Origin of the sequence: Escherichia sp. TW09308, from assembly GCF_000208565.1 — a bacterium.
Lineage (GTDB): Bacteria > Pseudomonadota > Gammaproteobacteria > Enterobacterales > Enterobacteriaceae > Escherichia > Escherichia marmotae.
The window spans coordinates 3,973,887-3,986,877 of the sequence record NZ_AEME01000001.1 but is presented as its reverse complement, the minus strand read 5'-3'; the positions used below and the strand labels follow the sequence as shown (position 1 = coordinate 3,986,877).

Here is a 12,991-nt window from a genome sequence, read left to right as displayed (position 1 = left end):
CCTGGATTTGTTCTATCAGTAATCGACCTTATTCCTAATTAAATAGAGCAAATCCCCTTATTGGGGGTAAGACATGAAGATGCCAGAAAAACATGACCTGTTAGCCGCTATTCTCGCGGCAAAGGAACAAGGCATCGGGGCAATCCTTGCGTTTGCAATGGCGTACCTTCGCGGCAGATATAATGGCGGTGCGTTTACAAAAACAGTAATCGACGCAACGATGTGCGCCATTATCGCCTGGTTCATTCGTGACCTTCTCGACTTCGCCGGACTAAGTAGCAATCTCGCTTATATAACGAGCGTGTTCATCGGCTACATCGGTACTGACTCGATTGGTTCGCTTATCAAACGCTTCGCTGCTAAAAAAGCCGGAGTAGAAGATGGTGGAAATCAATAATCAACGTAAGGCGTTCCTCGATATGCTGGCGTGGTCAGAGGGAACTGATAACGGACGTCAGAAAACCAGAAATCATGGTTATGACGTCATTGTTGGCGGAGAGCTATTCACTGATTACTCCGATCACCCTCGCAAACTTGTCACGCTAAACCCAAAACTCAAATCAACAGCCGCCGGACGTTACCAGCTTCTTTCCCGTTGGTGGGATGCCTATCGTAAGCAGCTTGGCCTGAAAGACTTTTCTCCGAAAAGCCAGGACGCTGTGGCACTGCAACAGCTTCTCCCAAACCAAGGTATGTGAGAAGACCAGCTACATCCTTTCCACTCAAATTAGTCAGCGTATTGTCCAGCGGTTGTTTACCTGCCAGTGCATTAAGCATTGTCGTGGCAAAGTTCGGGTCATTCCCCAGCGCCGCCGCCAGTTCGTTCAGTGTATCCAGTGCCGCAGGTGCAGAACCCACCATTGCTGCAATCGCTGATTTCACAAAAGCTGTAGTGGCAATCTGTGTATTGTTGACCGACTGTGCCGCAGTAGGTGCTGTTGGCGTTCCGGTGAGTGCCGGACTCGACAGCGGTGCTTTTAGTGCCAGCGCATTGTTAATGGTGGTACTGAATTTCGGGTCATTGTTAATGGCTGCGGCAATTTCTTTCAGTGTGTCCAGCGTGGCTGGCGCACCGTTAATCAGAGCAGTAATAGCGGCCTGAACAAACTCAGTGGTCGCAATCCGCGTGGTGTTATTTCCTGCTGCAGGCGTCGGCGCTTTTGGTTCTCCGGTAAATGTCGGATTATGTTTCTGCGCATACTGGGTATGAGGATCTTGTGCGGCAATGTGGTTTCTCATCTGGTCATCCACATACAGCTTTAATTCCAGGACTTCATCATCCACGTATTTACGGGTTGCCAGCACTACAGCAGGGTCGATTTTCAGGGTGATATTGTCCGTACTGCTGGTAATCAGCACCATGCGCACGGTCTGGGTGCGCCCGCTGCCTTCAGCCAGTTGCGGCTTATAGCTTTCCGGGCAGTTGCCCACGGCAATCAATGCTCCGGACTCATCAAACAGGCCCACTTCACGTATCCACCAACCGCCCTCGTTTTCAGGGATCACCTGTTCAGCAATAATCTGGCTGCTGTTCTGCGGGTCGATATAGAGCATATTCAGCGCAGCCCGGCGTTTCTCATTTACCAGTACAGTCTGCTTTGAGTCTGGCGTCGGCAATGTTCCGCCACCATCGCCCACCGCCATATGGGTAATTTTTAGCGGCACACCGAGCGCGGCGGCGCTGGCAAGTTTCGCCGCGCCAATATCCGTCAGCAGGGTATAAAATTTTGTGCTCATGGATTCACTCTCATTGTGTCAATAACATGGACCGCCCCGCCTTCATGCGCGGTGCCACCGGAAATAATCGTTTCGTTGATATACGGATAGATCGTGATTTCTTCGCCAAGATAGCTGGCGACTCCCACCCAATGCGGGCCGCTGGTCTGCAGGTTGATGGACATGCCGATCATGTGACGGCTACATGGTTTGGCATCGCTTATCAGTCGCTCAAGTTCCAGATAGGTATCTTCAGTGATGCCCTGGTCCTGCACGCCGATATCCAGACGAAACGTGCCCGGTGTCTCTCCGGTCTGCCACCACTCAATAATGCGGATCAGAAAGCCGAACGGCTCCACCACCCTCCGCACGGCACTGGTGGTCCCTTTATGCTGATGAATATAAAAAGCATCCTTCACCACCTGGCGCTTGACGCTTTCTGTCCAGCTCTCGTCCCAGCGATCCACAGAGAACGCCCAGGCGAGATAAGGCAGGAAACTGACCGGACAGGTTGCCGGATTCCACAAGTCACGCAGCGGCACCTGCAGATCAGAAATCCCACTGCAGGTTTGCGCCAGTCGTCGCTCCAGTGAAGTTGAACCCGGTGGCAGCAGACTATTCATCCGTTCCTCCGTTGGTCACGCTCCACTGCGTACATGATGCCGCCTGTGTTTTGTTCAGGACCACATCCGCCAGTGGCGAAGCCAGCTCCACACGCTGCACTCCCTCAACATGCAGGGCGGCAAAGATGGCGCTACGGCGAATATCCCGACCAAGCCGCGTCTGACTGGCGATGTACTTCTGCAGGCTGGCTTTTGCCGCTGCCATTACCGGCTCTGCTTCCGGCCCCGGATAGAGAAAAATGGTGGCTTCCACTCGGTACGGGATGATTTCTGCGCTGCGAACCGTCAGACGGTCAGCCACCGGGCGGACGTTCTCACTGTTCAGAGCTTTTTCCACCACATCCAGCAGGTCTTTTTCTGCAGTTCCATCGCCTTCGCGGCTAAGGACAGTCAGCACCACCTCTGCAGGTGCCGGGCTGGTTGCACTGGCATCCGCCACCCGACCGTCGGCGCTTCGGGCATGAAATTCATAAGCTGCAGTTGGCCCCGCAACAGAAAGCCCTTCAAAGGCTGCAGGCACACGCAGGCGTAACGCTTCATCACTTTCCATCACAGCCGCAACAGGCGGCACAGCATCATTATCAGCAGGCGTCACCGTCAGGCGTGTCACGTTGTAGTTGGCAGCGAGCTGGTCAAGATCGCCGCCCATCGCGTAAGCCACCATCACCGCCTGCGCGGCTTCGTTAATGCGCTGGCGCAGAAGCAACTCACGGTAAGCGTTCTCCTGCAACAATTTAGTGACGGGTTCAGATTCCAGTTCCAGCGTGCGGATCACGGCTTCCTGCTCATCTTTCGGATGAAGCGCCACAAATTCTGCCTTGCGTTCGGCAAGCAGCGTCTCAAAGTCCGGCACATCCACAATCTGCGGTGCAGGCAACTGCGAAAGGTCAATCACTGCCATTCTCTGCTCCTGTTGATACGGAAAGGGACACAGGCACACCGTTATTCCGCCGCCCGGTCAGCTCCACCACCATAGAACCGTCAAAGTTGCTGTTGATGGTGATGGAATCCAGCGTCAGCCGTGGCTCCCAGCGACTCAGCGCCACATACACTGCCGACATGACCTGCAGGCGTAATGCCGGATTTTGTGGCTGATCTATTAAAACCGACAGGAGGGAACCATATTCCCGGCGGGCAATGCGGCTACCCTGCGGTGTCAGCAGAATGTCCCGCACCGACTGGCGCAGATGATCAATATCAGTAATGACTTTGCCGCTGGTATTGTTCATCCCGCTATAAAGCGTCATACCGGGCCTCCGGTTGTATCACCGCCCTTCAGGACGCCAGTATGCTGATGCGCATCAACCACAATCCCGTTAGAGCTCATCGCTCCGCCGCCCTGGGTAACGCCACCATTGATCACCACTTCGCTGTTAATACGCGTGCGGTCAGCCTCCAGCACAAACTCACTGGTTTTCAGGGTGATATTGTCAGCGGCCTCAATGACCATTGATTTGATGCCCCTGACATACCAGCGCCCGGTGGCGGGTTCGTATTCAAACCAGCCGCCGTCCGGGTATTCCGTCACGTTGCCGTCCTCAGAGCCTGAAGGTGGCGGAAACTGGTTTGAGTAGACCGCAGGCAGGGCAAACGCGGTTTCCAGATTGCCGCCAAGGCTGAACAGCACAACCTGCTCACCCACAGACGGTTTCCACCAGGTGCGCGATTTGCCCGCGCGCAGTGTCAGCCAGTTAATCCAGTTGGTTTCGAGGTCGCCAGTTTTCACCCGACACAGCCAATTTGCCCTGTCCACTTCGGTGACTACACCTATGCGGATCAGGTTGGTGATAAGGCGCATGATTTCGGTTAATTGTGCGTTCATAGGGAAAGGTTGCCATCAGGGGAAGAAAGGCGGCAGTGCTGCAACTTGTATCAGTGCTGATACAAAGATCACCCCGCCAGCCATTGCAGAATCATGTCGCGGGTCATTGCCTCAACATCATCATTTACACCCAGCAGGCGGCGCTCTGCGTAACGGACCTCCGGTCCTTTGCGACTGACGCGATCACGCAGGCCGTAATGGTGAACACGGGCAATACGCTGTACCTTGCCTTCAAACTGCACGCTGGCAGAGTCGGCGCTGGCGGCAGTTTTCAGGTATTTTGTGGTGCGCAGCTTTGCAAACATCTGACGTTTGATACGGCCTTTTTTACTGCGTGCTGTTACCCGTCGCGGTTCATAGCTGCTGCCGTCAGGGTTGCGCTGCATCCTGATATTCTGCTGCTGTGTCCGGCGCAGTTCCTGCGCCAGCTGGCGCATCATGCGGCTTCTTGCGGCTGGCTCCAGATTCGCCAGCAAGGCACTAAGCCAGTCGTCCACCTTCTGCAGTTCAGCCACGTTTCACCGTCCACATTTCTTCAGGTTCATCGGGTTCTGCTACAGCTTCAACGCTCGACACACCGCCGTCAGTGCTGACCAGCACACGCTCCGTCAGTTGCAGGTTAAGGCTGATATCACAGACATCGTTGCGCAGAATATCCACCTCAAAGGTGAATAGCTTTTCCCGTAACGCCGGGTTATTGATGGCATCGGGCTGGTTATCCCGCAGCCACAGTAAAACCGGGGCCATCAGCAGATTCTGGTCGCCGCTGAAATCCTCTATCACCACGTTCAGGGTATAGCGGTACTCCCATGACATGGAGCTGGCCCCCGTGGCAACCAGCGAACCGTTATCCACAAACAGATGCAGTTTGTCCGGGTTATTGCGGACATAAGGCACCGCTTTATTGAGGGCGTGGCGCAGGGATTGTGGTTTGTTCACTGTTTCGCTCCTGACACGCAATAATCATGTCCACTTTGTCTGCACAGACCGCCCAGGCGGCCTCCGTTTCATCCAGCAACGCGTTCAGATCACCGTTAGTGCGCGGCGTTGCCTGATCCAGCCGACACGGCGTCACTCGCGGACAACCACTGACGGTAAGCTGCACCTCCGGTGAATGCCGGACGTTTCCGCAGCCGGATAATGTCAGCAGGCAAAGGAGTATCAGCCCAGCGGCGTAAATCCTCGTTCTCACGTTTCAGTTCCCCGATCCGGTGTTGTCGTTGTCTCAGCAGCGCGCTGGTCTGTTCTGCTTCGGCATAGAGCCGCGCCTGCTCCCGGTTATTGGTTTCAGTCAGAATGGACAGGCTGATAAGCTGGCTGTTGCTCTTTGCCAGTGCCTGGCTTTTGCTCTGCAGCTCGTCTGCCTGCGTGCTGATGGTCTGGCTGGCATCAGCCAGCCGCCACGTCTGCCAGCCCAGCGCCGCCAGTAATAACGCCAGCACAACCAGCAGCAACCGGTTCATGCTGATACCTGTTGCGCAATCTGATTACGGGTCATCCAGAAGGCAATAACGGTCAGCAGATAAAAGACCAGGGTAATAGCCCACCCCGTCCAGGCGAGACTGACGACAATCAGCAATCGCATCACCCAGCTGATAAATACGTTTTCTTTTCGGGTAATTGTCTTCAGCAAAGATGCCCTCAACTCCTGCCAGAGCGGGCCATTCTTAATTAACGCAGCCAGTGCTACCGGAATTACCGCCCATGTCAGCAGACAGGCTACCCAGACACCGGACGCTGCCAGTACCGGAAAAATCCCCTGCGGATACACCATTGCTTCGATTAACAGCCCCATCCATAACATCAGAAACAGCCCGCTAATTACTTTCTTTTTCATCTCAGTTTGCTCCCTGTAAACACCAGGCCATCTCCCGCGCACGGCGGTTATCCAGCCCCTGATTAAACACACCTTTCACATAAACCCAGCGCGGCAACTGTCGGCACGCATCCGCCCAGCGCCGCTGATTGAGCAATTTCACCAGCGTGGAGCTGCAGGCATTGCCTGTCCCCACGTTGAAGGCAAACGACACCACCGAGTCATACACCTTTTGTGGCGGCTGTTGCTTCACACATCTTTCCAGCGCCCGCTCCACACGCAGCACGTTGGAGATAAGCCCTTCTGCTGCCTGTCGTTCCGTAATGGTTTTGCCGGGAATGACGCCCGACGTATTACCAATGCCGTCAGTCCATACACCCGCGCTGCACTGATACGGCTGCAGACGACAGCCTTCGTAATCGGCAATCAGTTTCAGTCCCTCCACGGAGGTGTGAAGCTGCTGAAAACCCGGCAGCGTGGCAGCAATAGCCAGCACGGTCCCGACAAGGCAGCGTTTAACGATTGATGGATTCATAGTCCTCCCGCGTGATCTGCCCGTCGCGCAGAAGCTGGTAGGCTTTGTGTTTGTAGTACCAGTTGATAGCCAGCATCAGCACACCGATCATCAGGCCGCCCAGCGTTGAGGCATCCTTGATGGACAAATCGCCCAGCCAGGCCAGCACGACGGCGATGCAATACGTGATAAAGGCGCTGACTCGCTCAAGCGTCATAATTCAGTCCCATAGCTGGACGGTCTGCACGGTGGTGGTTGTCGGAATGTCCGGCAGCTCCACCTGCAGCCCGTGAGGTAAAAAGGGGCCATATTCGGCAAGCCCCGGATTTGCCTTCAGTACCTGCTCCGTGACACCCTGCGTGCGCCCGTAATGACGCCAGCAAAGCGCGTCCACCGTGTCATACTGATGCGCACGCACTTTCATCAGATAAGCTCCACTGTGCAGTGCGGCGCGTCCTGTACCCGGCTGATGGCCCAGCGGGCGTCACGCCATAAATCACCGCTGGCTTCCGCCAGTTCCTCGCCCCGCTTCACACCGGATGCCGTGGCGTCATAGTCTTGGTATCGTTCGTTGAGCATGGCGCGTGCCCAGCAGTAAACCGCGTTGAAATAGTGCTGAATGCGCTCACTTTTGCCGTCCAGCTGTTCCGCCGGAACCTCTGCCAGCGAGGCATACCCCAGCATCTGCTGGCGTCTGCGAAACTCATACAGCTCTGCGTTAACCTCCGAAATTGCCGACAGCGCAACCTGCTTTAAACGCGGCTGCGTCACCGTGCCGTCAGTGCGCATGACACTGCGAAACTCCGACAGGTCCACATCAGGCCAGAACGGCGTATTTCTGATGATTTCCGCCTGTTCCGGTGCCTGTTCTGGCGCAACAAACTTCATGCTGCTTTCTCCTGAAATAAAGGGCGGTGGACGGGGTTTTGATGTGGCAGTGCCTTTCGCCACCCCGTGCCGCCCGTGCGCGGGGGCACGTTCTGTCAGCGGCTGTCATTGCGCAGTCTGCGCTCCAGCTGCTGTTTGTCTTTTTTCACGCCACAGCGGGGATCGAGCTGTAACGCATGGTTGAGATGATTAAGGGCGGAAGCCGGATTAGTTTCACTCAGGACAGCGCCAATCGCTTTATGCAGACGCGCCCGTGACTGGTCCGGCATATCCAGACCGTCTGTCAGCTCCAGCGTCTGCAGCAACAGATCGGCATCAAAGCCGGTAACGGCAAGCATTGCGCTCTGCGCCGCGTCTGCCATTTCCTCTGCCAGCACGGTCTGCACGTTGCGGTTACCCAACGGCATCACCCAGCCATGACGCAGGGCGTGACGCCCGATCTCCAGCGCCCCGGCATAATCTCCGGCATCAATGCGCCACAGCATCACGTACATCAGCACGTCATCCTGTTGCGCGCCTCCGCTAGCCAGGACACCCTCTGCCCAGGCGGCGTATTTCGGCAGCAGTTCCACCTTGATTTCCGCTTTTTTGACCGTGGACTGAACGCCCTTGAGACGGCGGCGGTCTTCCGCCAGTTGCAGCAGCATCAGGTCATAGCCCAACGCGTGGCGAACGCTGCCGCCCTCACGGGCGGCCTGTTCAGCCTGAACGCGCAGGCGATGCTGCCGTGCGGGACTCAGGCTCATGAATTACGCTCCGGTTTCTGCTGCGGCGGCGCTGAAGTCACCAATCTGGATATTTTCCACCAGTGCAGCGCAGCGATAGTCCTCAACCACATAGGCTTCGTTAACGGATTCAAAATTTTCAATCCGGTCACGTTTCGGGTTGTCGATAACTGAACGGCGGCGGGTGTCTTCCTGCCAGTAGATGGACAGGTTATCCAGACGGGTGATCAGCAGCGCATTCGGCGGGAAGAACGGCGCACGCACCGCCTGCAGGCCACCCATGCGTTTCTGACTGATGATCATATCGGCAGCCAGTTTTTCACTGTTTTCCTGCTCTTTGTTGACCAGCGGGAAATACTTGTCAGACAGCAGTTCACGCCCGCAAATCACCACCAGATCGTCATCGTCCTGGTAGACAACGTCGATAAGCTCATTGACGGCATCCATCACCACGGCGTCCAGGTTGGCATATTCGCCACCTTTACCGACTTTCACCGCACCCGGTGTGGTTTCACCGCCCGTGGTGCTGCTGCCCATGACGTGATCCGGTGCATCCTCACGGATTTTCTGTAACCAGCCTTTGTTCACATCCTGCAGCAGCGGGTTTTCGCTACGGTTGGAGGTTTTCGCACGCTTCACGCCGTTAAAGCCGATCATGATGCGGTCCAGTGCCTGACGTTTCACGATGGCGTCACGGATACGCACCTGGAAATCCTGAAACTTCGCCCACAGGTCCAGCTTCGCGTAGGTCAGTACCGTGTCAAAGTTGGTCTGCTCGCATTTGTATTCCACATCGACCATCAGCGTAGGATCGACAGGTTCACGCTCTTTCGCGGTGGTGTCAGTGGTTCCGGCAATGGTGCTACCAACACCCAACCCCAGCAACTGACCGGACTGCTCAGTCACTGGCGTGACGTTAATCAGCGTCAGGAAAGCGGCGGACTGCTGGATCTGGTCTTCCAGCGTCTGCTGTACAGACGGCTCCACGGTGAACTTGCTGGACAGTTCTTCAACTGCCACACCGTTCAGACGCGCCAGCTGCTGCAGGTAAGCGTTAAAAGCAAAGCGGGTATTCTTCTTCATCAGGTTTTGTGCTCCATCAGCAATTGGTCAGAGTGTCAGCGGGGGCGTTACCGCCTGTTGCACGCTGGCGGTAGTCCTGGCGGCTGTCTTCATGACTCAGCTTATTCACCAGTTCGTTAAAGGCGGTTTGCTGCTCCTGCAGAGCAGTCTCCAGTTCAGACAGGCGTTCTTCCTGCTCAGACAGGGATTTTTCGGTGCGTGCGCTCAGGTTCTGCTGCTCAGTGGCGACCAGCTCCACGGCCTTATGCACATCAGAGAACCGGGCGTCATCGGACTGCTCTTTTTTGGTAAACAGCGCCGTGACACGGGCAAACAGGGACGGTTTGTCATCCTGGATTTCTTCCAGTTCGATCACCGTTTCCTCTGCGGCGGTAAAGAGATTGGCGGGATTCTGCTTGCGGTTTGCCAGCGGGTTATGGGCTGCACTGGCGCTGAATGTCAGCATTTCAGTGCCCAGACTGGCAGGGTCATCAGTGGCAGCCAGGCCGACCAGGTAGGCTTTGCCCGTATCAGCGAACTTCGGGCTGACTTCCATAGAGGTGAATAATTTCTGGCCTTTTTTCACCAGTTCCACCAGGGACTCCGTTGGCTCAACGTCGGCATACAGCGCCATCTTGCCTGCCAGCGGACCTTCCGTGATTTCTTCAGCAAACAGCGCCGTCACCTTGCCGTAGCGGTTAAAGGTGCTGTCCGGCAGATAAGACTTGATGTGCTCAAGGTTAATCAGCGCGGTATACACCGCCGGGTTGTAGCTGGCTGCCATCTGTTCCAGCCATTCACGCTGGATTTCGCGTCCGTCGGTGGTGGCACCTTCCACCCCGATGCGAAAACGCTTTGCTTTCACTGTCATGAGCCGTGCTCCGTTAGAAAAAACTTACTGGAGCCTTATGGTTGCGGTGATGGGGGCAGTGAAACAATGCGCGGTATTTGTACCGACAACCACACAAACCGCAGGCGGGGAAAGCCTTCATTCAAGGCTGTAGGTTTGTGCCATGAACACCACACTGACACCCGCAGATCTCGATCCCCGTCGGCAGGCCATGCTGCTGTACTTTCAGGGATACCGCGTAGCCCGCATTGCTGAAATGCTGGGCGAGAAAGTTGCAACCGTTCACAGCTGGAAAAAACGCGACAAGTGGGGTGACTATGGGCCGCTGGATCAGATGCAGCTCACCACCGCCGCACGCTACTGCCAGCTCATCATGAAGGAGCACAAAGAAGGGAAAGATTTCAAAGAGATTGACCTGCTGGCGCGCCAGTCTGAGCGCCACGCGCGGATCGGCAAGTTTAACAATGGCGGCAACGAAGCCGACTTAAACCCTAACGTCGCCAACCGCAATAAAGGCCCACGCCGTCAGCCGGAAAAGAATGTTTTCACCGATGAGCAGATTGAGAAGCTGGAAGAAATCTTCCATTCCTCCATGTTCAACTACCAGCGCCACTGGTGGGAAGCCGGAAAAACCAACCGCATCCGCAACCTGCTGAAGTCTCGCCAGATCGGCGCGACCTTCTATTTTGCCCGTGAAGCCCTGATTGACGCCCTGCTTACCGGACGTAACCAGATTTTCCTTTCTGCCAGTAAGGCTCAGGCCCACGTCTTTAAACAATACATCATCGACTTCGCCAAAGAAGTCGAGGTGGAGCTAAAAGGCGATCCGATGGTGCTTCCTAACGGAGCCACTCTTTACTTCCTCGGCACCAATGCCCGCACGGCCCAGAGTTATCACGGCAACCTGTATCTGGATGAATATTTCTGGATACCGAAATTCCAGGAGCTGCGCAAAGTGGCTTCCGGGATGGCTATTCACAAGAAATGGCGACAAACCTATTTTTCCACGCCATCCAGCCTGACACACAGTGCTTATCCGTTCTGGTCCGGTGCTCTGTTTAACCGTGGGCGCAACAAAGCCGATAAGGTGGACATCGACCTGTCCCACAACAATCTGGCCCCCGGCCTGCTGTGCGCAGACGGGCAATACCGCCAGATAGTCACCGTGGAAGATGCGGTGCGCGGCGGCTGTAACCTGTTCGACCTCGACCAGCTGCGCATGGAGTACAGCCCGGACGAATACCAGAACCTGCTGATGTGCGAGTTCGTGGACGATCTCGCGTCCGTGTTCCCGCTCAGCGAACTGCAGGCGTGCATGGTGGACAGCTGGGAAGTCTGGACCGACTTTCATGCACTGGCCCTGCGCCCGTTTGGCTGGCACGAAGTGTGGATCGGTTATGACCCGGCAAAAGGTACGCAGAACGGCGACAGTGCCGGATGCGTGGTGGTGGCTCCGCCAGCCGTGCCGGGTGGTAAGTTCCGCATTCTTGAGCGTCACCAGTGGCGCGGGATGGACTTCCGCGCCCAGGCTGACGCCATCAAAAAACTGACCGAACAGTATAACGTGACCTATATCGGTATCGACTCGACCGGCGTCGGTCACGGGGTTTACGAGAACGTGAAAGCGTTTTTTCCTGCCGTCAGGGAGTTTGTCTATAACCCCAACGTTAAAAACGCCCTGGTACTCAAGGCCTACGACATTATCAGCCACCGCCGTCTGGAGTTTGACGCCGGGCACACCGACATTGCGCAGTCATTTATGGCAATCCGTCGCGCTACCACTGCCAGTGGCAACCGCCCGACCTATGAAGCCAGCCGCAGCGAAGAAGCCAGCCATGCCGATCTGGCCTGGGCAACAATGCACGCACTGTTTAACGAACCGCTGCAGGGCGAGTCCGCCAATACCAGCAATATTGTGGAGATTTTTTGATGGGAAAGAGTAAGAAGAACCGCGCTGCGTCGACGAAACAGAGCCAGCATAAAAGCCAGACTTCAGCCGAAGCATTCAGCTTCGGTGATCCCGTTCCTGTTCTGGACCGCCGCGAACTGCTGGACTATGTGGAATGCGTACAGATGGATCGTTGGTATGAGCCGCCTGTGAGTTTCGACGGACTGGCGCGAACCTTCCGCGCCGCCGTGCATCACAGCTCACCGATTGCAGTGAAGTGCAACATTCTGACCAGCACCTACATCCCTCACCCGCTGCTCAGCCAGCAGGCTTTTTCGCGTTTTGTACAGGACTATCTGGTTTTTGGTAACGCCTACCTGGAGAAACGCACGAACCGCTTCGGTGAAGTTATCGCCCTTGAGCCTGCACTGGCAAAATACACCCGACGCGGGTTAGACCTGGATACCTACTGGTTTGTGCAATACGGCATGACTACGCAGCCGTATCAGTTCACGAAAGGCAACATTTTTCATCTGATGGAACCGGACATCAACCAGGAGATCTACGGCCTGCCCGGTTATCTTTCTGCCATTCCGTCAGCTCTGCTCAACGAGTCCGCCACGCTGTTCCGCCGCAAGTATTACATTAACGGCAGTCATGCAGGCTTCATCATGTACATGACCGATGCAGCGCAGAACCAGGAGGATGTGAACAACCTCCGCAATGCGATGAAAAGCGCCAAAGGCCCTGGCAACTTCCGCAATCTGTTTATGTACTCGCCTAACGGCAAAAAGGACGGACTTCAGATTATCCCGTTGTCAGAGGTCGCAGCGAAGGATGAGTTTTTGAATATCAAGAACGTGAGTCGGGATGACATGATGGCAGCACATCGTGTGCCGCCGCAAATGATGGGGATTATGCCAAATAATGTCGGGGGGTTTGGGGATGTGGAAAAAGCGAGTTTAGTGTTTGTGAGGAACGAATTAATACCCTTACAGAAAAGGATGCAGGAATTAAATAAATGGCTTGAAGATAATATATTACAATTCAAACCATATAAATTTTAACGAAAAATCAGCCTTAGCGT

The 12,991-nt window shown here is 55.4% G+C and carries 19 protein-coding genes and 2 pseudogenes; 4 read left to right on the top strand and 17 right to left on the bottom strand.

Annotated elements, in window-relative coordinates; all coding sequences use genetic code 11:
- Nucleotides 1-73 precede the first annotated feature (73 nt).
- Entirely contained in the window at nt 74-397 is a 324-nt protein-coding gene (locus ESM_RS0119205) for a phage holin, lambda family (RefSeq protein WP_000783734.1), read from the top strand.
- Nucleotides 381-677, top strand: a pseudogene (locus ESM_RS1000000127185) (lysozyme); the annotation flags it as partial. The gene ESM_RS0119205 and the pseudogene ESM_RS1000000127185, both read left to right, overlap by 17 nt.
- Here the strand turns inward: ESM_RS1000000127185 and ESM_RS1000000129545 are convergent.
- The 17 genes and pseudogenes from ESM_RS1000000129545 to ESM_RS0119125 all read right to left on the bottom strand — a co-directional run.
- Nucleotides 661-1,737 (bottom strand): annotated as a pseudogene (locus ESM_RS1000000129545) (phage tail protein); the annotation flags it as partial. The pseudogenes ESM_RS1000000127185 and ESM_RS1000000129545 overlap by 17 nt on opposite strands.
- Nucleotides 1,734-2,339: a phage tail protein I gene (locus ESM_RS0119195; RefSeq protein ID WP_001086841.1), complete on the bottom strand. Its 606-nt coding sequence runs from the start codon at nt 2,337-2,339 to the stop codon at nt 1,734-1,736. The pseudogene ESM_RS1000000129545 and the gene ESM_RS0119195, both read right to left, overlap by 4 nt.
- Nucleotides 2,332-3,240, bottom strand: a complete 909-nt coding sequence (locus tag ESM_RS0119190) for a baseplate assembly protein (protein WP_000268297.1) — start codon at nt 3,238-3,240, stop codon at nt 2,332-2,334. Before ESM_RS0119190 ends, ESM_RS0119195 begins: the two co-directional genes overlap by 8 nt.
- Nucleotides 3,227-3,586 carry a GPW/gp25 family protein gene (locus ESM_RS0119185; protein ID WP_000177597.1) on the bottom strand — a complete coding sequence of 120 codons (360 nt, stop codon included), beginning with the start codon at nt 3,584-3,586 and terminating at the stop codon, nt 3,227-3,229. Before ESM_RS0119185 ends, ESM_RS0119190 begins: the two co-directional genes overlap by 14 nt.
- A complete protein-coding gene (locus ESM_RS0119180) occupies nt 3,583-4,161 on the bottom strand; it encodes a phage baseplate assembly protein V (protein WP_000993739.1) in 579 nt (192 codons plus the stop codon). Before ESM_RS0119180 ends, ESM_RS0119185 begins: the two co-directional genes overlap by 4 nt.
- Before the next feature lie 68 nt (nt 4,162-4,229).
- Nucleotides 4,230-4,676 carry a phage virion morphogenesis protein gene (locus ESM_RS01000000125350; protein ID WP_000829119.1) on the bottom strand — a complete coding sequence of 149 codons (447 nt, stop codon included), beginning with the start codon at nt 4,674-4,676 and terminating at the stop codon, nt 4,230-4,232.
- Complete coding sequence (locus tag ESM_RS0119170; protein WP_063069738.1) at nt 4,669-5,121, bottom strand: phage tail protein; 453 nt, start codon at nt 5,119-5,121, stop codon at nt 4,669-4,671. Before ESM_RS0119170 ends, ESM_RS01000000125350 begins: the two co-directional genes overlap by 8 nt.
- Nucleotides 5,063-5,311, bottom strand: coding sequence for an Rz1-like lysis system protein LysC (lysC, locus tag ESM_RS1000000129200; protein WP_223704555.1), 249 nt, complete (start codon nt 5,309-5,311; stop codon nt 5,063-5,065). Before lysC ends, ESM_RS0119170 begins: the two co-directional genes overlap by 59 nt.
- Nucleotides 5,196-5,624: an Rz-like lysis system protein LysB gene (lysB, locus tag ESM_RS0119165; RefSeq protein WP_001080925.1), complete on the bottom strand. Its 429-nt coding sequence runs from the start codon at nt 5,622-5,624 to the stop codon at nt 5,196-5,198. Before lysB ends, lysC begins: the two co-directional genes overlap by 116 nt.
- The gene (locus ESM_RS0119160; RefSeq protein WP_000730952.1) at nt 5,621-5,998 is read right to left on the bottom strand and encodes a DNZ54_00345 family protein; all 378 of its coding nucleotides are present in this window, start codon (nt 5,996-5,998) and stop codon (nt 5,621-5,623) included. The genes lysB and ESM_RS0119160 overlap by 4 nt, the downstream gene beginning before the upstream one ends.
- Before the next feature lies 1 nt (nt 5,999).
- A complete protein-coding gene (locus tag ESM_RS0119155; protein WP_001069929.1) occupies nt 6,000-6,512 on the bottom strand; it encodes a lysozyme in 513 nt (170 codons plus the stop codon).
- Entirely contained in the window at nt 6,493-6,708 is a 216-nt protein-coding gene (locus tag ESM_RS0119150; RefSeq protein WP_000171577.1) for an HP1 family phage holin, read from the bottom strand. Before ESM_RS0119150 ends, ESM_RS0119155 begins: the two co-directional genes overlap by 20 nt.
- A gap of 3 nt (nt 6,709-6,711) precedes the next feature.
- Entirely contained in the window at nt 6,712-6,915 is a 204-nt protein-coding gene (locus ESM_RS0119145) for a tail protein X (RefSeq protein ID WP_000868175.1), read from the bottom strand.
- On the bottom strand, nt 6,915-7,379 hold the full coding sequence (locus ESM_RS0119140; RefSeq protein WP_000673523.1) for a head completion/stabilization protein: 465 nt from the start codon (nt 7,377-7,379) through the stop codon (nt 6,915-6,917). Before ESM_RS0119140 ends, ESM_RS0119145 begins: the two co-directional genes overlap by 1 nt.
- Before the next feature lie 95 nt (nt 7,380-7,474).
- Nucleotides 7,475-8,125 carry a phage terminase small subunit gene (locus ESM_RS0119135; RefSeq protein WP_000059180.1) on the bottom strand — a complete coding sequence of 217 codons (651 nt, stop codon included), beginning with the start codon at nt 8,123-8,125 and terminating at the stop codon, nt 7,475-7,477.
- A gap of 3 nt (nt 8,126-8,128) precedes the next feature.
- A complete protein-coding gene (locus ESM_RS0119130; RefSeq protein ID WP_000742503.1) occupies nt 8,129-9,187 on the bottom strand; it encodes a phage major capsid protein, P2 family in 1,059 nt (352 codons plus the stop codon).
- 16 nt (nt 9,188-9,203) lie between these two features.
- Complete coding sequence (locus ESM_RS0119125) at nt 9,204-10,037, bottom strand: GPO family capsid scaffolding protein (protein ID WP_000216240.1); 834 nt, start codon at nt 10,035-10,037, stop codon at nt 9,204-9,206.
- 142 nt (nt 10,038-10,179) lie between these two features.
- Between ESM_RS0119125 and ESM_RS0119120 the strand changes: the two genes are divergently transcribed.
- A complete protein-coding gene (locus tag ESM_RS0119120) occupies nt 10,180-11,946 on the top strand; it encodes a terminase ATPase subunit family protein (protein ID WP_001098421.1) in 1,767 nt (588 codons plus the stop codon).
- Nucleotides 11,946-12,971: a phage portal protein gene (locus ESM_RS0119115; RefSeq protein ID WP_000520383.1), complete on the top strand. Its 1,026-nt coding sequence runs from the start codon at nt 11,946-11,948 to the stop codon at nt 12,969-12,971. Before ESM_RS0119120 ends, ESM_RS0119115 begins: the two co-directional genes overlap by 1 nt.
- Nucleotides 12,972-12,991: the final 20 nt, after the last annotated feature.